Annotated in this window: 22 protein-coding genes; 16 read left to right on the forward strand and 6 right to left on the reverse strand. The window is 62.7% G+C overall.

Annotated elements, in window-relative coordinates:
- Positions 1-28 precede the first annotated feature (28 nt).
- The 9 genes from BLT92_RS10625 to BLT92_RS10665 all read left to right on the forward strand — a co-directional run bounded on the left by BLT92_RS10625 (position 29) and on the right by BLT92_RS10665 (position 8,681).
- Positions 29-1,333, forward strand: coding sequence for an acetyl-CoA hydrolase/transferase family protein (locus tag BLT92_RS10625; RefSeq protein WP_197679601.1), 1,305 nt, complete (start codon positions 29-31; stop codon positions 1,331-1,333).
- 11 nt (positions 1,334-1,344) lie between these two features.
- Positions 1,345-2,307, forward strand: coding sequence for a hydroxymethylglutaryl-CoA lyase (locus tag BLT92_RS10630; RefSeq protein WP_092105501.1), 963 nt, complete (start codon positions 1,345-1,347; stop codon positions 2,305-2,307).
- An 81-nt stretch (positions 2,308-2,388) separates the two neighbouring features.
- Positions 2,389-3,147: an SDR family NAD(P)-dependent oxidoreductase gene (locus BLT92_RS10635; protein WP_092105503.1), complete on the forward strand. Its 759-nt coding sequence runs from the start codon at positions 2,389-2,391 to the stop codon at positions 3,145-3,147.
- A gap of 14 nt (positions 3,148-3,161) precedes the next feature.
- Complete coding sequence (gene menB / locus BLT92_RS10640; protein ID WP_092105505.1) at positions 3,162-3,986, forward strand: 1,4-dihydroxy-2-naphthoyl-CoA synthase; 825 nt, start codon at positions 3,162-3,164, stop codon at positions 3,984-3,986.
- A 100-nt stretch (positions 3,987-4,086) separates the two neighbouring features.
- Positions 4,087-4,887: an enoyl-CoA hydratase/isomerase family protein gene (locus BLT92_RS10645; RefSeq protein ID WP_092105507.1), complete on the forward strand. Its 801-nt coding sequence runs from the start codon at positions 4,087-4,089 to the stop codon at positions 4,885-4,887.
- Positions 4,888-4,963: 76 nt separating this feature from the next.
- Positions 4,964-5,740 (forward strand): enoyl-CoA hydratase/isomerase family protein, encoded by a 777-nt coding sequence (locus tag BLT92_RS10650; RefSeq protein WP_197679602.1) that lies wholly within the window; start codon positions 4,964-4,966, stop codon positions 5,738-5,740.
- A gap of 18 nt (positions 5,741-5,758) precedes the next feature.
- Positions 5,759-6,571, forward strand: a complete 813-nt coding sequence (locus tag BLT92_RS10655; RefSeq protein WP_092105509.1) for an enoyl-CoA hydratase/isomerase family protein — start codon at positions 5,759-5,761, stop codon at positions 6,569-6,571.
- Positions 6,571-7,611: a phosphotransferase family protein gene (locus BLT92_RS10660; RefSeq protein ID WP_092109133.1), complete on the forward strand. Its 1,041-nt coding sequence runs from the start codon at positions 6,571-6,573 to the stop codon at positions 7,609-7,611. Before BLT92_RS10655 ends, BLT92_RS10660 begins: the two co-directional genes overlap by 1 nt.
- A gap of 32 nt (positions 7,612-7,643) precedes the next feature.
- On the forward strand, positions 7,644-8,681 hold the full coding sequence (locus tag BLT92_RS10665) for an Rv3169 family protein (RefSeq protein ID WP_092105511.1): 1,038 nt from the start codon (positions 7,644-7,646) through the stop codon (positions 8,679-8,681).
- Between the two features lie 110 nt (positions 8,682-8,791).
- On the opposite strand, the gene BLT92_RS10670 is transcribed toward BLT92_RS10665, so the two are convergent.
- The gene (locus BLT92_RS10670) at positions 8,792-9,103 is read right to left on the reverse strand and encodes an MDR/zinc-dependent alcohol dehydrogenase-like family protein (RefSeq protein WP_092105513.1); all 312 of its coding nucleotides are present in this window, start codon (positions 9,101-9,103) and stop codon (positions 8,792-8,794) included.
- A gap of 305 nt (positions 9,104-9,408) precedes the next feature.
- On the opposite strand from BLT92_RS10670, the gene BLT92_RS10675 reads away from it, so the two are divergent.
- On the forward strand, positions 9,409-10,194 hold the full coding sequence (locus BLT92_RS10675; protein ID WP_092105515.1) for an SDR family NAD(P)-dependent oxidoreductase: 786 nt from the start codon (positions 9,409-9,411) through the stop codon (positions 10,192-10,194).
- A gap of 128 nt (positions 10,195-10,322) precedes the next feature.
- Here the strand turns inward: BLT92_RS10675 and BLT92_RS10680 are convergent, their stop codons facing one another.
- Positions 10,323-11,339, reverse strand: a complete 1,017-nt coding sequence (locus BLT92_RS10680; RefSeq protein ID WP_092105517.1) for an NAD(P)H-dependent flavin oxidoreductase — start codon at positions 11,337-11,339, stop codon at positions 10,323-10,325.
- A gap of 77 nt (positions 11,340-11,416) precedes the next feature.
- Here BLT92_RS10680 and BLT92_RS10685 point away from each other — a divergent pair, with 77 nt between their 5' ends.
- From BLT92_RS10685 to BLT92_RS10700, 4 genes are all read left to right on the forward strand, one after another.
- Positions 11,417-12,649, forward strand: a complete 1,233-nt coding sequence (locus tag BLT92_RS10685; RefSeq protein WP_092105519.1) for a 2-hydroxyacyl-CoA dehydratase subunit D — start codon at positions 11,417-11,419, stop codon at positions 12,647-12,649.
- Positions 12,642-14,015, forward strand: a complete 1,374-nt coding sequence (locus BLT92_RS10690) for a 2-hydroxyacyl-CoA dehydratase subunit D (protein WP_092105521.1) — start codon at positions 12,642-12,644, stop codon at positions 14,013-14,015. Before BLT92_RS10685 ends, BLT92_RS10690 begins: the two co-directional genes overlap by 8 nt.
- Positions 14,016-14,020: 5 nt before the next feature.
- Entirely contained in the window at positions 14,021-14,950 is a 930-nt protein-coding gene (locus BLT92_RS10695) for an acyl-CoA dehydratase activase (protein WP_092109136.1), read from the forward strand.
- Positions 14,951-15,068: 118 nt separating this feature from the next.
- Positions 15,069-15,908 carry a PaaX family transcriptional regulator gene (locus tag BLT92_RS10700; RefSeq protein WP_092105523.1) on the forward strand — a complete coding sequence of 280 codons (840 nt, stop codon included), beginning with the start codon at positions 15,069-15,071 and terminating at the stop codon, positions 15,906-15,908.
- A gap of 27 nt (positions 15,909-15,935) precedes the next feature.
- On the opposite strand, the gene BLT92_RS10705 is transcribed toward BLT92_RS10700, so the two are convergent.
- Complete coding sequence (locus tag BLT92_RS10705; RefSeq protein WP_092105525.1) at positions 15,936-17,603, reverse strand: AMP-binding protein; 1,668 nt, start codon at positions 17,601-17,603, stop codon at positions 15,936-15,938.
- 456 nt (positions 17,604-18,059) lie between these two features.
- Here BLT92_RS10705 and BLT92_RS10710 point away from each other — a divergent pair, with 456 nt between their 5' ends.
- Complete coding sequence (locus tag BLT92_RS10710) at positions 18,060-18,923, forward strand: PPK2 family polyphosphate kinase (protein ID WP_092105526.1); 864 nt, start codon at positions 18,060-18,062, stop codon at positions 18,921-18,923.
- A gap of 43 nt (positions 18,924-18,966) precedes the next feature.
- Here BLT92_RS10710 and BLT92_RS10715 read toward each other — a convergent pair whose 3' ends face one another.
- Both BLT92_RS10715 and BLT92_RS10720 read right to left on the reverse strand, forming a co-directional pair.
- Positions 18,967-19,389 (reverse strand): OsmC family protein, encoded by a 423-nt coding sequence (locus tag BLT92_RS10715; protein ID WP_092105528.1) that lies wholly within the window; start codon positions 19,387-19,389, stop codon positions 18,967-18,969.
- A gap of 12 nt (positions 19,390-19,401) precedes the next feature.
- Positions 19,402-19,998 carry an isochorismatase family protein gene (locus BLT92_RS10720; protein ID WP_172802587.1) on the reverse strand — a complete coding sequence of 199 codons (597 nt, stop codon included), beginning with the start codon at positions 19,996-19,998 and terminating at the stop codon, positions 19,402-19,404.
- 158 nt (positions 19,999-20,156) lie between these two features.
- Between BLT92_RS10720 and BLT92_RS10725 the strand changes: the two genes are divergently transcribed.
- A complete protein-coding gene (locus BLT92_RS10725) occupies positions 20,157-21,434 on the forward strand; it encodes an MFS transporter (RefSeq protein ID WP_092109139.1) in 1,278 nt (425 codons plus the stop codon).
- On the opposite strand, the gene kynU is transcribed toward BLT92_RS10725, so the two are convergent.
- Positions 21,427-22,710 carry a kynureninase gene (gene kynU, locus BLT92_RS10730; protein WP_231938758.1) on the reverse strand — a complete coding sequence of 428 codons (1,284 nt, stop codon included), beginning with the start codon at positions 22,708-22,710 and terminating at the stop codon, positions 21,427-21,429. The two genes, BLT92_RS10725 and kynU, sit on opposite strands and share 8 nt — an antisense overlap.
- Positions 22,711-22,820 lie beyond the last annotated feature (110 nt).

A 22,820-nucleotide genomic window follows, 5' to 3' on the forward strand; every position in this document is an offset into this window, starting at 1 on the left:
GTGACTCGGAGGTGAGGAAGGAGTGATGATGGACGAAGCAGTCAGCATGTTGGCGGACAGAATCGAGCCAGGAGACCACGTGTGGTGGCAGCAGGGACCGTCGGAGGCGATCACTCTCATCGACGGACTCCTGCGACTGTGCGAGGAACGAGAATCAGAGGAACCGGTGCATGCATTCTCCGGGCTGTCGTTGAACCCGCGCTTCGGCGAACCCTTGCCGGCCGGCATCGATCTGACGTCCTATGGGGCGATGGGCACTCTGCGGTCCGCCGCGGGCGCCGGACGCCTGGGCATTGTGCCCTGCCACTATTCGGCAGTTCCCCGCCTCTTCGCCCACAGACGGTTGGGCGCCGACGTTGCTCTGCTCCAAGTGTCCGCACCGGACGATACGGGGCAGGTCTCGTTCGGAGTCAGTGCCGACTACGGTGCCGATCTGCTCGAGCACTCGCGCGTGCTCCTGGCCGAGGTCAACCACGCCGTCCCCTTCAACCCGCACGCCACAACGCTGTCCCTGGCGTCCCTTGACGCCTACATCGAGACGCATAGGCCCCTGCCGGAGAACAGCGTGCGCACTCCCGATGCAGTGGATCTCGCGATTGCCGGTTCCATTGCCGAACTCATCCCCAACGGCAGCACGGTCCAAGCCGGCGTCGGTTCGCTGCCCAACGCCATCTACGGCGCTCTGCAGGGACACAGTGAACTGGGCATTCATTCGGGAGTGATCGCCGACCCCATCCTCGACCTCATCGATTCCGGTGTCATCACCAACAGCCGCAAAGAGATCGATCGAGGCGTGAGCGTGGGTGCCATGGCACTCGGACACAGGGAGCTCTACGAGAGCCTTCCGCACCGCAGCTCGATCAGATTCCGTGAAACGACCTATACACACAATCCCGCTGTGCTCTCCCGACTCGGCTCCCTCGTCGCGGTCAACGCCGCCTTGCAGGTCGACCTCAACGGACAGGTCAACGCCGAGATGGTCGACGGCCGCTACCTCGGCGGAATCGGCGGGCAGGCCGACTTCGCCCGTGCAGCCTCGGCGACAGGGACATTGTCGATCATCGCACTGCGGTCGACTTCGCGCTCGGGTTCCACAATCGTTCCCGCACTCAGCGGTGGGTTCGTGGCCACCGGCCGCCCCGACGTCGACGTGGTCGTCACAGAGAACGGCGTCGCGGATCTTCGCGGCCTGACGCATTCGCAGCGCGCCGCAGCACTGATCGGTATCGCAGACCCGGAACAATGCGAGTCACTGCACTCGGCGCTGGGCGAGCAGCATAGTCCATCCCTGCCGCGCACGCCGCGCCTGGCAATGAGCTCACACAGCAGTTGAAGGAGAATCCCATGGAGAACACACCGAATCAAACTCCCGGCGACGATCGAGTCGTCAGTGTCCGGGAAGTGGGCCCACGCGACGGCTTCCAGAACGAGCCGGAGACCATCGCCACGGCAGACAAGATCGAACTGATCAACGAACTGGGACGCACCGGCCTCACACGCATCGAGGTCGCCAGCTTCGTGCGCCCGGACGTCATCCCGCAGCTGTCCGACGGCGTCGAGGTGCTGCGCGGACTCGACCTGCCCACCGACGTGGAGCGAATGGTGCTCATCCCCAACTCGAAGGGACTGGACAACGCGCTGCAGGTGCGCGAACTGTTCGACGCAGCCACCCTGTTCGTCTCCGCCTCGGAATCGCACAACAAGGCCAACATCAACCGTACGGTTCGGCAGACCATGGACGACGTCAAGGCGATGGGCTCTCGAGTGGTGTCCGAGGACATCAAGTTCTCCGCGGTCATCGCCACCTCGTTCGGCTGCCCCTACGAGGGTAAGGTGCCGATGGAGCGCGTGCTGGACCTGGCCGAGGAATTCGCCGCCGCCGGAGCGACCGAGCTGGGCTTCGGCGACACGACCGGGATGGCCAACCCCGCATACGTCTCCCGCTTCTTCAGCGAAGCGAACCGACGACTGCCGGAGGTCGAGGTCACCGCCCACTTCCACAACACGCGTGGTCAGGGCCTGGCGAATGCCTATGCGGCGCTGGAAGCCGGCTGCCGATCATTCGAATCGAGCTTCGGCGAACTGGGCGGCTGCCCGGTTCCCAAGGGGTCCACCGGCAATATCGGCTCGGAGGATCTGGTGAGCATGTTCCACGAGATGGGTGTCGACACGGGCATCGATCTCGAGGTGCTGATTGCGGCCGCACAGCGCGTGCAGGACGTCTTGGGTCGCAAGCTCACCAGCCACTCGATCGTTGCAGGCCCCGTCGACTGGACGGGGGCACTGATGGCGGCCAACGCCGGCTGAGCGGAACTCTGAACTCAGCGCCCCGGGCCCGGATGGTCCCGACGTACACGAAGTCATTCACAGATTTGCGGGAGGAAAGCAATGAGCAAGCAGACAGCATTCGTCACAGGCGGTGCACAGGGAATCGGCAAGGGCATCTCCACGTCCCTGGCAGAGGCCGGATTCCACGTGGTCATCGCCGATCTCAACTCGGAGACCGCCGAGGCGACGGCACAGGAGATCACGGCATCAGGGGGAGCCGCCTCGGCGGTTCAGGTCGACGTCACCAGTAAGGACTCGGTTGACGCCGCTGCAGCAAAGGTGGCCAAGGATGTCGCTCCGATCGATGTGCTGGTCAACAACGCAGGCTGGGACGACTTCAAGCCGTTCCTCGAAACCGATGAGGACTTCTGGTCCAAGATCGTCGAGCTCAACTTCAAAGGACATCTGCGCACGATCAAGGCGATCGTTCCCGGTATGGTCGAGCGCGGCTACGGGCGGGTCGTGAACATCGGCTCCGACGCCGGCCGAGTCGGGTCCTCCCTCGAGGCCGTCTACTCGGGAGCGAAGGGCGGTGTCATCGCATTCACAAAGACTCTCGCGCGCGAGATCGCCACCAACGGGGTGACCGCCAACTGTGTCTGCCCCGGACCCACCGATACACCTGCGCTGCGGAAGTTCATCAACGGTGCAGGTGACAACGCAGACAAAGTGATCGGCGGAATGAAACGCGGCGTGCCGATGAAACGCCTGGGCACTCCCGAAGACATCGGACCCGCCGTGGCATTCTTCGCCTCCGAGGGCACCGGATTCGTCACCGGACAGACTCTGTCCGTCTCCGGCGGACTGACGATGGCCTGAGGACTGGGACCGAAATGACAGAGAACTGGACATCGGCGGGTGACTTCGCCGACATCGGATATGCGACGACAGACGACGGGATCGCCAAGATCACCATCGACCGGACGGAGGTCCACAACGCATTTCGACCGCAGACGCTCATCGAAGTCTCACAGGCCCTCGACCTGGCCCGTGAGGACGAGTCCGTGGGCGTCATCATCCTCACAGGCGCAGGCGACCAAGCCTTCTGCTCCGGCGGTGACCAGCGGGTGCGCGGCGACAGCGGATACAAGCTCGACGAGAACTCGACCGGCCGTTTCCATGTGACCGACCTCCATGTGCAGATGCGCCGCTGCCCCAAGCCCATCGTCGCGATGGTGGCCGGGTGGGCCATCGGCGGTGGTCAGATCCTGCAGATGATCTGTGATCTCGCCATCGCGGCAGACAACGCGCGCTTCGGCCAGGTGGGACCGCGCGTGGGTTCGTTCGACGGCGGCTTCGGCGCCTCACTGCTCACCGAGCTGGTGGGCGCAAGGAAGGCCAAGGAGATCTGGTTCCTGTGCCGCCAGTACGATGCCGCGCAGGCACTGGAGATGGGTCTGGTGAACACCGTGGTCCCGCTGGCACAGCTGGAGGAGGAGACGCTCAAATGGTGTCGGGAGATGCTGGAGCTGTCTCCATGGGCATTGCGGCTGATGAAGGCCTCGTTCCACGCCTCGGAAGACGGATTCGCGGGTATCCAGCAGTTGGCTCACGACGCGAATCTGCTGTTCTACGGCACCGAGGAGGCACATGAAGGTCGGGAGGCCTTCAAGGAGAAGCGCCGGCCGGACTTCAGCCGCTTCCCAAGACGAGCCTGAAGGACCACAACAGACCATTCCGCAGATATGGAAAGCATCCCGCAGCCGCGGAACGACGAACCGACTCGCTCGAGTCGGCAGCACGGAGGAGATGACACCGATGACAGACAGCACTGAGCACTCGACGGACAGCAGCGACCTGGTGACCACGGAAGTGATCAGGGACGATGTCCTCAAAGTGACGATGAGTCGCGGACCGGCAAATGCCCTGGCGCCGGAACTCCTGTCGGCACTGGATGAGGCCTGCCAGCAGGCCGATGACACCCCGGGCATCAAATTCGTGATCTTCGAATCCTCACTCGAAGGGTTCTTCGCGGCAGGCGCGGACATCAAGCACATGCGCACGATCGATGCACGCTCATTCGCCGAATACGGGGACCAGATGCGGGCCGTCAACGACCGGATCGAGAACGCGAACTGGATCTCGATTGCCGCTCTCGACGGAATGGCGCTGGGCGGCGGCCTCGAACTGGCACTGGCCTGCACCTTCCGCACGGCAGGACCCCGCGCGCGGCTCGGTCTGCCCGAAGCCGGAATCGGCCTGCTGCCGGGTGCGGGCGGAACGCAGCGCCTGCCTCGGCTGGTCGGCCACGGCCGAGCAGTGGACATCGTCCTCACGGCTCGGCAGGTGCGAACGCAGGAGGCATTCGACATCGGCCTCGTGCAGCGAGTCGCCGAAGGCAGTGCTCTCGACTCGGCTCTCTCACTGGTGGAGGAGCTGAGCGGAAACTCGCTGCCCGCGATGGTGGCGGGCGCGCGATGCGTGGGCGCCGCACACAGCATGTCCTTGACCGAAGGGATCGCTCTCGAGAAATCCTCCGAGGAAGGCCTATTCACCAACGGCGAGGCGGAGGAGGGCATTGCCGCATTCGTCGGCAAGCGTGCCCCGAAATTCGCCTAGGACCGAAGCAGACAGTCGAGCAGAATCTGGAGCAGCAACGGTGTCAGTACTCGAACACGTTTTCGAAACATTCACAGTGACCTCACCCGAGCCGGGCATCGTCGTCATGACCCTCAACCGCCCGGCCACCTACAACTCGATGACGGACCTGATGTTCGACGAGTTCGAACGTGTCGCTTGGGCCATCGATGATGACGATGACATCCGGGTCCTGGTGCTCACCGGCGCAGGCCGGGCTTTCTGCTCGGGCTTCGATCTCGCCGACGCCGACGAGCTGCCGGATCTGGGTGCCGTGGGAATGCTGAATAAACAGGAACGCGCCGCCCGTGGCATGCTGGCACTGCGCTCGGTGCGCATCCCGGTCATCGCGGCGGTGAATGGCCCCGCTGCCGGCGGCGGATTCTCGTTGGCGCTCGCCGCCGATGTCCGAATCGCCTCGGAATCTGCGAAGTTCAATGCCGCATTCGTCAAGATCGGCCTTTCGGCAGGAGACCTGGGGACCTCATGGCTGCTGCCGCGCCTGGTGGGACCGGGGCGGGCCTCCGAGATTACGTTCACCGGGCGCCAAGTTCTGGCCGACGAAGCCTATGCGATCGGACTCGTATCCTCAGTCCATCCCGACACCGAGGTGGTCGACGAGGCGATCGCTATGGCCCGCCGCATCGCCGAGAACTCACCCACAGGGGTGCAGCTGTCGAAGCGGGCGCTGCAGGCCAATGCCGAGATCGGCTCGTACCAAGCTGCCATCGAACTGGAGAATCGCGGTCAGGCACTGGCCACACGCACCCACGACATGGCGGAAGCGCTGAACGCATTCAAGGAAAAACGCCCCGCGCACTACCGTGGTGAATGAGTTGGACTGGAGAAGACTATGACAATCAATCTGCCCGAACTCGAAACTCTCACTGTCGAAGTCCTTGATGACGATATCGGCGTGATGAGAATCAACCGTCCCGACCGGATGAACTCACAGACGGTGAAGATGTTCCACGAACATCTCCTCGTGGCACGAGCGCTGCGCGACAGCAATCTGCGCGCCCTGATCATCACGGGCGCAGGGGACAATGCATTCTGCGCGGGATTCGACCTGGACGAAATCGACGTCATCACGACAATGGGCGTCCGCGAGTTCCTTAAGTTCCAGGAGACCGCGACCGGAGGCATTCAGGCTCTGCGCCATCTGCCTTTCCCAGTCATCGCGGCGGTGAATGGTCCGGCTACGGGCGGCGGCATGGCGCTGGCTCTCGCCGCCGACATCCGAATCGCGGCTCCCCACGCGAAGTTCAGTGCCGCCTTCGTCAAGGTGGGACTGTCGATGGGCGAGCTGGGCACCTCGGTCAACCTTGCGGCGCTGGTGGGGCCGGGTCGGGCCGCGGAGATCGGCTACACCGCACGCATCGTCAAAGCTGAGGAGGCGGAGCGGATCGGACTGGTCAACAGAGTTGTTCGGGGGGAGGAGCTGTTCGACGAGGCGCTCTCCCTGGCACAGCAGATCGCGGCGAACTCGCCGGGGGGAGTCCGCATGTCCAAACGTGCGATTCAGCGCAATGGTGAGATCGGATCGTATGCCGCTGCACTTGAGCTTGAGAATCGCGGCCAGGCACTTCTGACGCGCACCACCGATATGCCTGAGGCGCTGCTGGCCTTCAAAGAGAAGCGCAGTCCTCAGTTCGAGGGGCAATGATGACGAAGGCAGAGACTGAGTCCTGGGACTGGGACGAGACCACGCGAGAAGCGTTGGGGACGTTCCTGGCCCAACACGGCATCACCCAGGGACCGGTGCGGACGAGAGCCATCGGAGACGGACACTCGAACCTGACCTTCCTCGTCTCCGACGGGAAACGAGGCGTCGTCGTCCGTCGGCCGCCGCCTCCGCCGATCCCCAAGGGCGCGCACGACGTGCTGCGGGAAGCAACCATCCTCACTGGTTTGAGCAAGGCCGACTACGCAGTTCCTCGCGTGCTCGCCACGGCGGAGGCCGGAGAACTGCTGGATGTTCCCCTCTACGTCATGAGCTACGCCCCTGGCGCGATCGTCACAGAGCAGACGCCCTCGGCACTGGCGACAGCTGAGCAGCGCAGAAGTGTGGGCCATTCTCTGGTCGATACCTTGGCCCGGCTCCACGCCGTCGACGTCACCGAGGTGGGTCTGCAGGACCTCGGCCGTCCGACCGGCTTCAACCTCCGACACATCAAGAGCATGTGGAGACTGCTGGACCATGCGGGAGGAGGGGACAACTCCGCATTCGAACAGCTTCATGATTGGCTGGTCGACAATGCGCCCGCGGAATCCGGGGCCGCCATCGTGCATCTGGACTATCGGATCGGCAACCTCGTCATCGACGAGGCGACCGCCTCGGTGCAGGCCGTGCTCGATTGGGAGCTGGCCACGCTGGGTGACCCGCTGCTCGACCTGGGAAACTTCCTCGTCTCCGTACCAGTGCGTGGTCGTGCCCTCAACCCCACGGCCGAACTCAGTCGAGCCCTGCTCGAGGACGGCTACCCGACTCGAGAGGAACTGGCCGAGCGCTATGCCGAAGACACCGGAGCAGATATCAGCCGACTGCCATGGTACGAGGTCATGAGCCTGTGGAAGCTGGCGGTGCTCTACGAGTACAGCCGCGACAAGGCTGCCGGAGGCTCCGGCGACCCGTACTACCTGACGCCCGGGCTGGTGGATTCCTTCCTGGCCGAAGCCGCGGAGATCGCCGGTACGCAGCAGTGACCGACACCCGACGAAATACATTTGGAGATAACATGAGTACAGAGAAACAGCAGAATGGCGAGCAGTCATTTGCCGATGACCTGGTGACAACAGCCTCGGCGGAGCTGCCCCCGCGGTTCTTCGACCGTTTCATGTTCAACCTGCACCCGGCGGATGCGACGGCACCGTCGCTCATCCTCGGTGCTGGGGCATATCCGCCCCGCAATGTGCTCGACGGCTTCGTCGTGCTGAGCACCGGAGTCGAGCAGCGCAATCTCCGCTTCTCGACCGATCTCGACGACACGGACGGATCGTCGATCGGGCCGCTGTCGTGGCAGCTGCTGGAGGACAACGAACGGTGGGGGTTGAAACTTGGGCCGAACCCCACGGGCCTCGAACTCGACATCGAGTGGCACGCCCGCACCCCTTACTGGCTCGGCAGGGTCGAGGTTGAGAACGAGGGCGACGAGCCGACCTCCTTTGAGCATTTGTTCCAATCGGGACGGTACTCGGGAACAATGACGCTGGATGGGCAGGACAGGGACGTCTCCGGCTGGTACGGCCAGCGAGATCGTTCCCGGGGAGTGCGTACGATGTCGGGCGGCCAGGGGCTGCACATCTGGTATCAGGCGCAGTTCGCCGACTACTGTGTCGGCTTCCTGCTGGTTGAGGACCGGGCCGGAGGAGTTCTCGTCCTCGACGGTGCGATCATGCATGAGTCCGGTGAGCTCGACTATGTGGCCGAAGTGAAGCACGATCTGACGTTCACCGACGGCAATGACCTGGTGTCCGGAACCGTCGATGTCACCACGAAGACCGGCCGTCACTATGTCATCGATGCCGATGCACGTGTCGGCGGAGGATTCATGAATGGCGGCGGATACGACGGTCAGCACGGCAAGCAGCGAGGAAAGGACTTCGAGGAGTTCGACGTCTATCCGTTCGACGGCACGGTGTCTCCGCGCACCTTGGGCTCGGCGCTGACCGACCGCTGCGCTCGATTCGAATGCGATGGCGAAGTCGGATACGGCATCCTCGAATTCGCACTGTCGCGGTCGTCGTCGTACAGCTACCGGCCTAGCATCGGCTGATTCGCGCAATCGCCGATTGCGTCGGTGACTGGCCCGAGGGTCGTGGCAAGAGGATTCCCCCGCCTGCCACGGTCTTCACTTCAAGTCGCTAGCTGCCCCACGCGCCATCGTTAATACACGATAATGGGTTTGAACGTCGAATCATCCGCTGAGTCGCCGAATGCGATATTCATGTCGTCGAACGCATACGTCTTCATCAGATTGGTGAACTGGAATCTGCCGGGCTCGTGGAGAGCGATGAGACGGGGGACGGACTCCTTCGGGACGGAGCCGCCCTCACACACCAGGCTGATCGTGGTTTCGCTCGTGAGCCGTGTGCTGATGTCGATCCTGGCTTCATCGCCCAATTTGGCGGCACCGAACAGCTCTGTGTGTCCGCAGATTCCCAGGTAGCCCGTCATCTGTTTGACAACGGCCAGCACGCCGGTGGTGTCGGGTGCGGCCTCTGATGCGACGTGTTCGGCGACGGCGGCTCACTTCGGAAGAGTGATGCGGTCATTGCCAAATGCATTATTAAGGCCAGACCAAATATATAGTATGATTGGTTTAGTAACCCACAGCCTTCGGCCACGTACCGCGATTTGACCGAGTATCAGCGTTGAACGGTGCTGTGCACCTTGGCACGGTGAGGCCAGGTCGCGCATGATGTGCCGGAGATCGCTCGAGATGCCTGCCGCGTGATTGTTCGCGTACAAGTGTCCGGCGGCGAATCTGAGAGAGAGTCATAATGAATACTGCAGTGCCAGATCTGTCCTCATCTGCAGTGCTGATCGCCGGAGGATCATCCGGGGTCGGCCTGGCCAGCGCACTGAAACTTGTCGATTCGGGAGTGCGGCGAATCGCGCTCACGTCTCGATCCCCGGATCGCGGCAAGGCGGCTTTGGAGCAGGTCCGTGCCCGTGGAGAAGGAGTCGACGCCGAGTTCTTCCCCGTCGACGCGAACGATTCTGGGGCCGTCGCCAAGGTGGTCGATGAGGCTCATCGGTTCCTCGGTTCAATCGACGTCTACCTGGGGTCGATTGCTGCGGCGTATCGTCCGGAGCTGCTGTTCAACACACCGCTCGAAGATATCTCGCAGATCCTGAGCCAGCAGGCGCTGCCGCCGTTGTACTTCACTCGAGCGGTGCTGCCTTATATGCGTGAGCAGAAATCGGGGTCGATCATAAACATCGCCTCCGACGCGGCCAAGGTCGCGACACCGGGGGAGTCGGTGCTGGGAGCGGCCATGGCCGCGATCGTCATGTTCACTCGCACCGTGGCGATCGAAGCGAAGCGCGATGGGATCCGTGCGAATGTGATCACGCCCTCGCTCATCGCCAATACTCCGACAGCCGAACGCGTCCTGTCCGACGGGTTCAGCAAGAGCCTGTTCGAGAAGGCGGCCAAGAGCGCCAAGCTCGGTGTCGCCGAGCCCGACGACCTGGCTGAGCTCATCGTATTCCTGGCCGGGCCAGGCTCCGCGAGGCTGACCGGACAGACCATCAGCGTCAACGGCGGGATCAGCGCGGCGTAGTTCAGGCGCGGAGTCGTCTTGGTTCCCGGCCCGGCCGAGAGTCACGCGCCCATCGAAACGGAATGAGGCCGACCACCAATTGCGGTGGTCGGCCCCTTTCGGCTCCAGGCGACTCCAGCGCCGTGGGGCTACTTGCGCAGCGAACCCGCGAGCTGTTCGATGATGCCCACCGCCTCGGCGGCCATCTGCGGGACGAACTCGGAGATCCGGATCACCTCGTTGATGGACGAGGCCACCTGGCCCGCGAGAACCAGGCCGTTCTCGGTATCACCTGTGCTCTGCGCCCGCTGCATCGATTGGATCTTCTCGCCCTCATCGACCCCACCGCTCGCTTCTGATTCGAGAAGAGACCTCGATGCCTCATTGCGAAGACCGCGGCAGGGTCCGTATACGCCATTGAATGCCACATCCTCTCCTTCTGTCGCTTCGAGGATCGCCTGCAGGTAGTGCGGATGCCAATCTTCGTTCTCCTCGCTGACGATGAACCGCGTGCCTAGCGCGACTCCGTCGGCGCCCAGTGCCAGAGCCGCCGCCAAGCCGCGGCCATCTCGCGCGCCACCGGTCAGCAGGACGGGGACGGAGACGCTTTCGGTGATGTTCGGGACGAGGACGTAGGTGTGCATTCTGCTCGCCGGGGCGTGGCCGCCCATTTCGAAACCTGCCGCCAGCACCACGTCTACGCCTGCGGCCTCCGCCTTGCGTGCCTGTCGGGTCGACCCGACCTTGTGCTGATGAAAGAGTCCGGCGTCCTTGATCATCGCGCAGTAGTCCCCGGGGAATCCCGCCGAGGTGGTCAAGACGGTCAACTGCTTGCGCAGGGCGTCATCGGAGTCGCGTGCTTCGAGGACGCCTCGGATATATGCGTCTGTGAACGGAAGGACCCTTCCGTCATGGTCGACGCCGACAGGGAGATTCACCGCAAACGGTTTGTCGGTCGCCTCGGCGCATTGTTCGATGTGACTGCGCAGGGTCCTCACGCCTTGGCTCAGATCCTCGGGCATGCCGGGCATGGAGATGGTGCCCAGCCCCCCGGCTTGTGAGACCGCGGCCGCTATCTTGGCGGTGGTGAATGGTCCGAGGCCCTCTTGCACGATGGGATAGTCGATGCCGACGAGTTCGGTATAGCGATTGCTGAGTGCGGACATGGTTTGTGCGACCTTTCGTAGGATGATGGCGTGACGACATACTACACAAAACGGAACTTAGTTGGTATTGTTGAATCATGTTAAAGACAAAGACAGCGCCGTCGCTGCGAGATGTCGCACCGAAAGCCTTCGCGTCGTTGAAGCTTGCCGCGGACGAACCCATTGCCTACCTGGAGAACTGGAAGCGCGAGACCGGTGGTCGCGTGATCGGAACCTTCCCGATGAACTTTCCGGTCGAGCTCGCCCACGCAGCTGGACTGCATCCGGCGATAGTTCAGGAGAGCCAGACTCCGATTACCGAGGGGCGAGGACTGCTGCCGGAGTTCTACTGCAGCTACTCCCGCAGCGTGGCCGATCAGGCCGCTACCGGGGAGCTCGATGTCTTCGACGCCTTCGTGCTTGCTGACCACTGTGTGCAACTGCTCGGTGCCATCGACGTCGTCCGTTGGGCGAAGCCCGAGACTCCCAATCATTTCGCACAGTTCATCAGCTCGATGGACGACCCGTGGAGTGCGGGACAGGTGCGCGACAAGATCGACGCCCTGCGAACTGAGCTCGAGGAGGTTTCCGGAGCCAAGATCCATCCGGACTCGGTATCGCGCAGCATCGCTCTGTACAACACGGATCGGGAGCTCCTGCGCGAGATCTTCTCTGCTCGGCGTGATCGCAGCGTGCGGATTCCGGCCAGCGAACTGCAGGCGCTCATCAAGTCCTCCATGGTGATGGACATCGAAGACCATATTCGTCTGCTGCGGGCCTTGATCCCGTCACTGGGCGAACTCGAGACCGAGAAGCCACCTGTGCCGGTCCACCTCTCGGGTCATTTCTGCGCGCCGGTGAAGCCCGAGCTGCTCGACACGATAGAGGATGCCGGAGTCATCGCGGTCGATGACGATCTCTACCACGGCTGGCGCTTAATCGCCACGGATGTGCCGGAGGACGAGGACCCGTTCGACGCACTGGCCCAGTGGTATCTCGATCGCAACAAGTCGGCGCCGTGCGCAACGCGTGTCCAGCGCAATGTGGACTGGGACGACTATCTCATCGACGGCCTGCAGACGACCGGAGCGGTCGGAGTCATCGTGCTTATGGCCAAATTCTGCGAACCGCTCATGCTCTACTACCCCGAGCTCCGCAAGGCTCTCGAGGAACGGGAGGTTCCCGTCCTGATGATCGAGACCGAGCACGAAGGAGTCCCTGCGGAATCCATCCGGACCCGGGTTGAGGCATTCGTCGAACGTGTCAGTCAGACGCGCGCAATGCCGAACAGCAATCACATCACGGCTCAACAGGAGGTCGACAATGCCTGAGACGATAGAACTTTCACCAACCGTTGTGAAGCCACGCGGGAAGGATCAGAAGCCCGACAAATCTAACCGGCTGACATCCACGCGCGCAGGCGGAAAGATGGTGTCCGATTACTGGGAAAACATCTTCACCGCCAAGGAACGCGGAAAGCAAGTTGTCTGGTACAACGGATCCGCGCTCAACCCGATTTTCCAGGCCGCCGGTTTGGAATGGTGCCACGGCGAGGCCTTCTCCGCGCGATTGGCGGCCATGCACATGGAAGGTCCTGCCCAGCAGGCAGGTGAAGAGTACGGCTACGTCAATGAACTGTGCTCGTACGCGCGCACACACCTGGGCTGTGCCGTTCTCACTCAGCAAGGGGCAAGCGAGAAGCAGTCGGGAATCGTCGGCTTCGCGGATCAGCAGGAACTCGCCACCAAGCTGCCCAGCCCGGACTTCTTCGTCAACGCCTACGCCGGATGCAGCACGGGCCAGCAGTGGGACGCGATGACCTACCGGGTCTTCGGCAAGGAACTGCCGATGTTCAACGTCTCGCTCCCCATGATCTGGGGCAACAAGCCCGACTCCGGCTACCTGCGCGGCAAAGAGTGGGAGAAGACTCCGCTCTTCGTCGTCGAACAGCTTAAGGAACTGATCAAGTTCATCGAGTACCAGACGAAGAAGCCGTTCGACTGGGATGCGCTGAGCGAGAACATGAGCTACATCAAGCGGGCATCCGAACTGCGACTGGAGGCCATGGCGCTGTGTGCGGCCGCACCGACGCCAGCAACCTACTGGGACTGGGTCGCGAGCATCGCTCCGATCAACTTCATGCCGGCCAACCAGGCTCTCGTCGACTACTTCCAAGGCGTCAAGGACGAGATCGAGCAGCGCCTGCGCGACGGCGTTTCGGCGGTAGCGAACGAACGCTACCGCGTCTACTTCGACGGCATCATGAACTGGAACAAACTCGGATTCCTGACACGTAAGTTCGCTGAGTACGACGTCTCCGTCGTCGCCGGCCGGTACACCCATGACTCCTTCTGGCAGGAACCTCAGCTCATCGACCCTGAGAACCCGCTGCTGGGTATGGCACAGCACTACCTGATCTGCCCGATCAACCACGGGCTGAAGATCATGGAAGAGCTGCTGCTCAAGCGCTGCGATGACTTCGGTATCGACGGAATTGCATTCCACTCGACGCGTACCTGCCGAGCGATGACCAATCCGCAGCAGATACTTGCACGTATCGCTGAGGAGAAGCGAGGCATCAAATCATTCTCATTCGAGGGGGATGTGGCCGATGCCGCGTTCTACAAGGACGAAACGCTCGAGAGCGGTCTCGTGGCGATGCTTGAGACGATTGATCAGCAGCGAGCAAGGATGTGACGAAGATGTGGCATACGTTAGGCGTCGACTTGGGGTCGACGACGGCCAAGGCCGTTGTGGTTGCGCCCGACGGCCGTCCGGTGAGTTCGTCTATCGTGCAGATGGGCGCAGTGAGCAAGAAGGGCGTGGAACGCGCGATTGCGGCGGCCCTCGAGGACGGCGGCCTGACCCGAGGGGACATCGTGCGGACCGTGAGCACAGGATACGGGCGTCGGCTGGTGGAACTGGCAGACCGCTCGTTCACCGAGATCTCCTGTCACGCCCGCGGGGCAGTCGCGATGATGCCCGGTGTCCGTCTGGTCATCGACATCGGCGGACAAGACAGCAAGGCCATCGCCATCGGACAGGACGGCTTGCTGGATCGGTTCGCGATCAACGATCGCTGCGCCAGCGGGACGGGCCGATTCTTTGATGTCCTCAGTCGCGCACTCGAAGTGGAGGTCACCGACATCTCCGACCTTGCGGCCGCCACTTCGCATGAAGCCGAAGTCAGCGGCATGTGTGCGACGTTCGCCGAGACTGAGGTGATCTCTCTGCTGGCCCAAGACGTCGCTCCGGCAGACATCTCCGCGGCGGTCATGCGCTCGGTCGCGTCCAGGACCGTCGGACTGGTGGCCCAGGTTCGTAAGAACACCCCGGTCGTCATGACCGGAGGCGTGGCCCAGAACGCGAGCTTCGTCGCAGAACTCTCGCGCCAACTCGATCTGTCGATAGGGCATCTGGACGAACCTCAGATCGCCGGGGCTCTGGGCGCAGCCCTCATCGCGCGCGATGACTACCTGAGCACTGTTCCGGACGACGAGCGGATGCAGACGGAATGGGATCGCCAGCGTTCGGGCTCGCCCATCGAGTCCTGTCAGGACTGCGACGGCGCCGCCGGTGACGATCGGGGTCCAGTGCCGGTTACATTGATGCCGACCGTCACCCGAGTCTGAGGCCCGTGCAGTGCCGACCGCCACTGCAGCGGTGCTGACCGCGACACCAGTCCGTGCCGAAGGCGATGCGTTAGACTCGATCCGCACATTGTCGGGCAGAGGAAAGGGTCGTTCGCGGATGAAGGATATCGGTGCTGCTGTGTCCGAGAACCTGTCGACGTCGGCGCGATCGGACCTGCTGACCGTCCTGGGTGAACTTGTATGGCCGAACGGCCGACAGGCATGGACCTCATCGATCGTGCGGGTCATGCGGCTCCTGGGATTTGAGGAGCGCACCGCGCGGCAGGCCATCACCCGCGCCTCCAAGGCGGAGTGGCTGCTTCCCGAACGCCATGGACGTTCGACCCGCTGGCATCTGACACCGCGACTGATCAGAGCATTCGAAGAGGGCACTCGCCGAGTGGCCGCCCTGTCCGAACCCTTTGACGACTGGGATCGGCGCTGGCTGACCCTGATCGTCACGGTTCCCAACGAACTGCGCACCGAACGTCACAAGCTCTATCGTCGGCTGACTTGGGCGGGTCTGGGAACGCCCTGGCCGGGAGTGTGGCTGAGTCCGCATACCGAGCGCGGACACGATGTGGCGGATGTGCTCGACGAACTCGGCCTCCGTCCTCACTCGATCGTCACCGAGGGTGAGATCACCGATTGGGGGCTGTCTCTTGACGCAATCGTCGAGAGGAGCTGGAACCTCAAAGAGGTGGTCGGCCTCTACCAGGAGATCGACGCATCGGTGCCCGAGGAGATGCCCCACGATCCGGACGAACTCATCGCCGCCCACATCAGACTCACCTCGGCGCTGCAGAAGCTGCCGACCTATGATCCGCAACTGCCCGAGGTGCTCGTGCCCGAGTGGATCGGGCGACGAGTGGCCGGTCGTCTGCAGAGCCTGATGATCGGTTCGCAGGAAGCGGTCCGATCGCGCTGGCTCGAGATCGACGACGGTCCGCGAGGCTGATCGAACAGTCCGTCGGGTCAGTGCTTCCTACGCACTGGCCTCCTTCGAAACCTGAGCCGGGAGGTCCAGCTGCAGCTCGATGAGGTCCTCGGTCTCGCCTTCGATGATGTTCTTGGCGAGGATGTACTTCTGGATCTTGCCGGATGCGGTCATGGGGTAGTTGGCAGTGACGTACCAGCGTGCCGGAGTTTTATGGGCAGCGATGCGTTCGCGGCACCACCCCTTCAGCTCGGCGGCGCTGGGCATCTTGAGGCCGGACTTTAGTCGGAGCACCGCTGCCACTTCCTCACCCCATTTCTCGTGAGGAACGCCGGTGACTACAGCTTCGCTGATAGCCGGATGGTCGAACAGCAGTTCCTCGATCTCTCGGGGGTAGATGTTCATTCCACCGCGGATAATCATCTCCTTGACTCTGCCGGTGATCTTGACGAAACCGCGGTCATCCATGACACCGATGTCGCCCATACGCAGCCAGCCGTCATCGCTGATGGTGGCCTTGGTGGCTTGCGGATTCTGGAAATATTCGAGCATCACCTGGTATCCGCGACAGAGTATCTCTCCCTGCTCGCCGATGGGAACGACCTCGTTGGAAAGCAGATCGACGACTTTGACCTCGAGTTCGGGGACGGGCTGGCCGACGGAATTTGCCTGATCCTGTGGGCTGTCAGTTACCCGCGTCTGATGGGTCACTCCGTGCATCTCGGTCTGTCCGAACAGTATGGTGGTGCGGCATCCGAACTCTTCGGTGACGCGGCGGATCAACGCCTCGGGCACGGGGGCCGCCCCTGTCCATAGCGTGGTGATAGATGACAGGTCGTGGGCCGCGCGATCTGGATGCTCGAGGAGGGCAAGGAGCATCGTGGGGACGAAAAGCCCATGCGTTCCACTATAGGTTTCGAACAGCTCGAGAATCAGAGCCGGATCGAAGGTGGGAACTACGACGTATGTCCCGTGTGCAGATATCGTCTGCAGCTCGGTGACCGCTCCGCCTCCGATGTGGTACATCGGCATGGCATTGATGCACACCCCGCCGGCCTCGGCATTCCCCGCACGCTCGCCGACCAGAGTCGCTTCGTTGACGATGCCCATATGGTGCAGGAGAGCGCCTTTGGGTGAACCAGTCGTTCCGGACGTGTATTGGATCTGGACAGGGTCCCTCGGAGCCACCGTCGGCAAGGCAGTCTCGGAAGCGGCTGTGGAGAGGAAGTCGTCCCAGCGGTCGAGGCAATACAGGTCCTTGAGCTCAGGTGTCGTCGGCGCGACCTCATCGAGGATGTCTCGCAGCTGAGTGCCTCTGTATTCGCCAGCGTAGAAGAGCGCCTTGGCTTGCGACTGCTTGAGCATGTATTCCAACTCCGAGGAGCGATATGCTGGATTCGCGGCCACTACGATCATGCCGGCCATTGCAATCGCCTGTTGCAGGATCACCCATTCGGCTGAGTTGGGAGCCCAGATCGCAATGCGATCACCCGGCTGATAGCGAGCCAGCAGGGCTCGGGCGGCGGCCTCGGCATCTGCCAAGAACTCCGCGTAGGTCCATTCGCGTCTTTCTGCCGGGTCGGCGGCCCCGTGGACCAGAGCCAGCTGATCAGGTTTGGCCGCCGCTGCTCCTCGCAGCAGTTCGGGCAAAGTAATTTCCCGGATCTCCCCGGCCTCTTTGGGCCAGTACGATTCGGTCAGTGGTTCACGTGACATCGCAACTCCTTCTTTGCAGTTCGATAGGGGCCGTTGCCTTGCTGATGGGAATTCGGCTCCGAATAACGCAAGTATGGTCGTACCATTAGTATTATTAAACGCCATTGAGAGGCTGCTGGCAAGGGGCTTTTGGGCGAAATGTCGCGCTCAGTATTCCGATTCCAGAAATCGCCCGAACGGTGCGCAATGCTCCATTCCAGTTCCTATCTCCCGACACTGGATTCATATATGCCTGCGAGACCCGGCGATCTTCCGCGGCACCGATCTCTACCTCATCCCTGCGCTTTTCGGGGCGGGAGTCACGCCAACGGTCGTATCGGGAGACCGAGCGGAAGATGAAGAAACTGCCGTCAGTGTTTCGCAAGCCCGGCTGAGGGCGAACGAACTGCGCAGATGAGTGGCGCCGAAGCCGTCGCAGATATAGACGGTAGCCCTCCTGCCTGTAAAGATGAACTCATGAGCGCAGAAACGGACCAGAAGTGGACGGATAATCCGGAACTGCTTCTGCGGGTGGGTGAGGGCTTTCGACTCGACGGCGTCGATGCGCGTTCGATCCCGGGCTACGGCGGGAACAAGAAATCCGGTCGGCGAGATCTCAAGGCATGCATCGGTGGGCTCGACGACCTCCAGGAGAGGCTGTTCGCCGCCCATCATGACGCGAAGTCGGGGCCGTCGGTCCTCTTAGTGCTGCAGGCGATGGATACGGCGGGCAAGGGCGGAATCGTGCGCCACGTCGTCGGCTCGGTCGATCCGCAGGGAGTCGAGCTCGCTTCGTTCAAGACACCGACCAGGGAGGAACTCGCCCACGATTTCCTGTGGCGCATACGTTCGCATGTACCTGGTCCCGGAATGATCGGCGTCTTCGACCGCTCCCACTACGAGGATGTGCTCATCGGAAAGGTCCGCTCGCTTGCCGATGACGAGGAGATCGAGCGCCGTTTCGAGGCCATCAACGAATTCGAGTCGGAACTCGCCAAGGCGGGTGTGCGCATCATCAAGGTCATGCTCCACATCTCGCCGGACGAGCAGAAGGACAGGCTCATGGAGCGCTTGGACCGTCCTGACAAGCACTGGAAGTACAACCCCGGCGACGTGGACGAACGTCTCCTGTGGCCTGACTATATGAAGGCGTATCAGACGGTGTTCGAGCGCACCTCGACCGAGTCGGCTCCCTGGTACGTCGTCCCTGCGGATCGCAAATGGTATGCCCGACTGGCAGTCCAGCGCCTCCTGTTGGATGCGCTGAAGGACATCGACCCGCAGTGGCCAGCCGCAGACTTCGACATCGACGTGGAGCGGGAGCGGTTGGCCGAGAGCTGAGGCACCACCTCGGCGAGGGTGAGCCCTGGCCAAGTGCTGTAGGTCAGTCGCGGCGGATGCTGAAGTCCACTCTTGTCGGGTGTTCGACCGTGCGGGAGACCGTGCAGTACTTGTCGTGGGAGAGGCCGACGAGTTTCTCGATGCGAGCATCGGCCTTGCGTCCGTCTTCGTCGTCGGGGAAGGCGAGGTCGAAATCGAGGTGGACGTTGTCGACTCTGGAGGCGCCGTCCTCGTCGAGTTTGTCGGCACTGGCCCTGACGTCGAACTTCGTCGGTTCGGTGTGCCGACTGGTCACAGTGTCGACATCGATCGAGGAGCATCCCGCTACGGCTGCCAGCAGCAGTTCGACGGGTGTCATCAGGCCTTCGCCGCGGCCGAATTCGATGCTCGCCCCACTCGGTGCCGTGGCGCGGTAGTGGTTCTCGGCGATCCTGGTCAGTTCGATGCTGCGTGTGTCTTCACTCATAAACTCATGATGTCAGGAATCCGTGCGCGGTGCGACGAAGTCGACCTCAGCCGATTCCTGGACCCGGGCAGTCCGGCCGGGTCCTGATTCGAATCCCCAGTAGAGGTTCGTATGGGAGACGACCTTCTCCGGCGGTGGTGCACCCCACTCGCTGAGGTCCTCGGTCGTGTGGGCGTCAGAGACGAGTGTGACATCGTATCCGCGAGCGAATCCGCCGTGGATCGTCGAACGGACGCAGGCATCGGACTGGGCGCCGGTGACGACGAGGTGACCGATGTTCTTCGCGGTGAGGACGTCGTCGAAGTTCGTGTCTTCGAAGGTGTTGCCGTGGGTTTTCTCCACGATGGCCTCTCCGTCGGCAGGGGAGAGGGCATCGACGATCTGCCACTGCGGTGATTCCGTGGGCAGTTCCTGAGATGTGTGTCTGACCCAGATAACCGGTGTGCCGTTGGCTCTGGCCCTGTCGACCAGATGGGAGATCGTCCCGACCACCTCGGTGGCATTCCAGGATTCGGCCATGACACCGGTCTGGACATCGATGACGATGAGGGCAGTGTTCTCGCGCGCGGAGGCGAGTGGTGGCTGTGCGGTGGATGTGTTCGCTGACATGTGATCCTCCTCGATCATTTCAATCTTCACCCCATGGGCGCGCCGGATCAAGGAGGACGACTTGTCCGGGCTAGGACAGCACCGCCTCGGCGACATCAGGTTCCACGGTGCGCCGACTTCGGAGTCTGGACTGTACCGGTGGTGCCAGAATGGGTCGGGTGAGTGAGTGTCGAGACGAATCTGCCGCCAGTCCCCCGCATCCACGCCGATTCGGGGTGCTGCGGAGTTGGAAGACCGCACCGTACCTGATCGGTTCGGGCACGGCGATGATGGGCGACAACATCGAACATGTCATCACCTATTGGGTGCTGTGGCAGGAATTCGAATCTCCTGCCCTCGTCGGTTTCCAACTCATCAGCCACTGGCTGCCGTTCCTGCTGCTGTCCGTCTACGCGGGATCGCTCGCGGAGCGCTTCGACTGCAGGCGCCTCATTCAGATCGGCCAGTTCATGTTCATGTTCGTGTCCCTGTGCTGGGGCATCCTGTTCCTCACCGATTCCCTGCAGCTGTGGCAGGCGTGCGTGCTGCTCGTCATCCACGGTCTCGCCGGCTGTCTGTGGGGGCCAGCCGAGCAGATGATGCTCCACGACTTCGTCGAGCGTGAGGAACTGCCGAGCGCTGTGCGCATGAATGCGACCTTCCGCAGCCTCGGCATCCTGTTCGGGCCCGTCGTCGGTTCGGCACTTCTGCTCGCCTTCGGTCCGACCTGGGGCATCTTCATCAACATCGTCTTCTACCTGCCGCTGACGATCTTCCTCATGCTCACACCATTCACCGGCCACACGCGCAGCGGCGGCGTCCGCACGGCCAGGACCACCCTGGTGCAGTCGCTCAAGGTCCTCGCCGAGGTTCGCCACAACAAGTCGATCATCGGCATGCTGCTGCTCGCGGCGCTCGCCTCGATGACGATCGGCGCGGTTCTGCAGACCGCGATGCCGGTCTTCGGCGACATCCTCACCGGACCCGGCGGTGACAGCGACTTCACCTATGGGCTGCTGCTCTTCGCCCTCGGCGCCGGAGGTGTGCTCGGAGGGTTCTTCCTCGAAGCCACCGGGTGGGTCAGACCAACGCCGGCGGCCGCCGCGGTCGCTGCGGCCGGACTGGGAGCGAGCTCTGTCGTCTTCGCCTTCACTTCGCATCTGTGGCTGGCGCTGAGCGTGCTCGTCCTCGCCGGGGTATGCAAGATCACCGCCGAGTCCACGGAGATGGCGATCATCCAGCTCGAAGCACCCACCGAGATCCGTGGCCGAGTCATCGGCTCCTATGCGACGTTCGGCCCCGGAATGCAGACCTTCTCCGGTGTCACCGTCGGCGTGCTCGGCACGATCGCCACGATCCCGCAGGCCGTGACGATCGGCGGCACGGTCCTGGCGATCGGCGCGATCGGGATCGGTGCATACGTGGTGACAGGGCGTCGCTCAACTCACCTCAGGTGACGGCGCTGCGGAGCTTGTGTTCCGGGGCGTCCCAGGTGCGGTTGTCGAGGATGTCACGCAGGGCCTCGACGGTGTCCCAGACATCGGTGAAGCCGATGTAGAGCGGGGTCAGCCCGAAGCGCAGAATCGAGGGCTCCCGGTAGTCGCCGATGATCCCGCGCTCGATGAGCGCACTCATGATCGCGAAGCCCTCTGGGTGGGAGATCGAGACCTGCGATCCACGATGCTCGTGCTCACGCGGGGTGATGACCTCGACCGGGTGCGCAGACAGGCGCGCTTCGACGAGGTCGATGAACAGGTCGGATAGGGCCAGAGACTTCGCACGAACCTGAGCCATGTCCGCGCGGCCGAAGGTGTTGAGCCCGACTTCGGCCACCGACATCGAGATGGCGCTGTGTGTGCCGGTGAGATAGCGCCGGATGCCCTCGGCCGGAGCATACTCAGGACTCATGTCGAACTGTTTCGCGTGGCTCCACCACCCCGACAGCGGCTGGGTGGCACGGTTGTGCAGGGCTTCGGCGACCCAGATGAAGGCGGGTGAGCCAGGTCCGCCGTTGAGGAACTTGTACGTGCAGCCGACCGCCATGTCCGCACCCGATCCGGCCAGATCGATTTCGAGTGCACCGGCCGAATGGCACAGGTCCCAGATCACCATGGCTCCTCCGGCATGGATCGCCGAGGTGGTGCTGCTCATGTCGAACAGTCGTCCCGTGCGATAGTTCACATGCGTGAGGACGACGAGGGCCACCTCGGCGGTCATCGTGTTCGGGAACCCGGCGGTGACCTCGGCGTCATCGACGAGACGAACCTCGTAATCGTCGCCGAGCTGCTCTGCCAGCCCCTGGAGCATGTAGATGTCGGAGGGGAAGTTCTCCCGCTGGGTGAGGATGACGCGGCGTTCCGGTGCATCCGTGGCCTGCATTTTCAGCGCGGCCGAGGCGGCCTTGAACAGGTTGATCGACGTGGTGTCGGTGACGACTGTGTTTCCGGCCCCACCGCCGACGAGTCCCGCGACCTTGTCGCCCAGCGTCGTCGGCAGGTCGAACCATCCTGCGGTGTTCCAGGAGCGAATGAGCCCCGTGCCCCATTCGTCGGCGATGACTTCCTGAGCGCGATTGGCCGCTCCCTTCGTCTGGGCCCCGAGCGAATTCCCATCGAGGTAGATCGTGTTCGGCGGGAGGACGAACTCGTCTTTGAAGCTGCGCAGGGGGTCGTCACGGTCGAGGCGTTCGCAGGCTGTTCGATCGAGTGTGGCGCTGCGTTCGGAAATCATCATGGGTCACCTTCATCGGGTCGGAGATGGCGCGGCTGGCTACCTCACAGATTACACATTTCGCGGATATAGTCGTCAGTATCCGAACAGACAACGGAAACCAGGAGCGATAT

Origin of the sequence: Brevibacterium picturae (assembly GCF_900105045.1) — a bacterium.
GTDB lineage: Bacteria > Actinomycetota > Actinomycetes > Actinomycetales > Brevibacteriaceae > Brevibacterium > Brevibacterium picturae.

What these genes read in the sequence shown, in the direction of transcription:
- BLT92_RS10625 (WP_197679601.1), top strand. Translation starts at nt 29, where the DNA reads ATGGACGAAGCAGTCAGCATGTTGGCGGACAGAATCGAGCCAGGAGAC.
- BLT92_RS10630 (WP_092105501.1), top strand. Translation starts at nt 1,345, where the DNA reads ATGGAGAACACACCGAATCAAACTCCCGGCGACGATCGAGTCGTCAGT.
- BLT92_RS10635 (WP_092105503.1), top strand. Translation starts at nt 2,389, where the DNA reads ATGAGCAAGCAGACAGCATTCGTCACAGGCGGTGCACAGGGAATCGGC.
- menB (WP_092105505.1), top strand. Translation starts at nt 3,162, where the DNA reads ATGACAGAGAACTGGACATCGGCGGGTGACTTCGCCGACATCGGATAT.
- BLT92_RS10645 (WP_092105507.1), top strand. Translation starts at nt 4,087, where the DNA reads ATGACAGACAGCACTGAGCACTCGACGGACAGCAGCGACCTGGTGACC.
- BLT92_RS10655 (WP_092105509.1), top strand. Translation starts at nt 5,759, where the DNA reads ATGACAATCAATCTGCCCGAACTCGAAACTCTCACTGTCGAAGTCCTT.
- BLT92_RS10660 (WP_092109133.1), top strand. Translation starts at nt 6,571, where the DNA reads ATGACGAAGGCAGAGACTGAGTCCTGGGACTGGGACGAGACCACGCGA.
- BLT92_RS10665 (WP_092105511.1), top strand. Translation starts at nt 7,644, where the DNA reads ATGAGTACAGAGAAACAGCAGAATGGCGAGCAGTCATTTGCCGATGAC.
- BLT92_RS10675 (WP_092105515.1), top strand. Translation starts at nt 9,409, where the DNA reads ATGAATACTGCAGTGCCAGATCTGTCCTCATCTGCAGTGCTGATCGCC.
- BLT92_RS10680 (WP_092105517.1), bottom strand. Translation starts at nt 11,339, where the DNA reads ATGTCCGCACTCAGCAATCGCTATACCGAACTCGTCGGCATCGACTAT.
- BLT92_RS10685 (WP_092105519.1), top strand. Translation starts at nt 11,417, where the DNA reads ATGTTAAAGACAAAGACAGCGCCGTCGCTGCGAGATGTCGCACCGAAA.
- BLT92_RS10690 (WP_092105521.1), top strand. Translation starts at nt 12,642, where the DNA reads ATGCCTGAGACGATAGAACTTTCACCAACCGTTGTGAAGCCACGCGGG.
- BLT92_RS10695 (WP_092109136.1), top strand. Translation starts at nt 14,021, where the DNA reads ATGTGGCATACGTTAGGCGTCGACTTGGGGTCGACGACGGCCAAGGCC.
- BLT92_RS10700 (WP_092105523.1), top strand. Translation starts at nt 15,069, where the DNA reads ATGAAGGATATCGGTGCTGCTGTGTCCGAGAACCTGTCGACGTCGGCG.
- BLT92_RS10705 (WP_092105525.1), bottom strand. Translation starts at nt 17,603, where the DNA reads ATGTCACGTGAACCACTGACCGAATCGTACTGGCCCAAAGAGGCCGGG.
- BLT92_RS10710 (WP_092105526.1), top strand. Translation starts at nt 18,060, where the DNA reads ATGAGCGCAGAAACGGACCAGAAGTGGACGGATAATCCGGAACTGCTT.
- BLT92_RS10715 (WP_092105528.1), bottom strand. Translation starts at nt 19,389, where the DNA reads ATGAGTGAAGACACACGCAGCATCGAACTGACCAGGATCGCCGAGAAC.
- BLT92_RS10720 (WP_172802587.1), bottom strand. Translation starts at nt 19,998, where the DNA reads ATGTCAGCGAACACATCCACCGCACAGCCACCACTCGCCTCCGCGCGC.
- kynU (WP_231938758.1), bottom strand. Translation starts at nt 22,710, where the DNA reads ATGATGATTTCCGAACGCAGCGCCACACTCGATCGAACAGCCTGCGAA.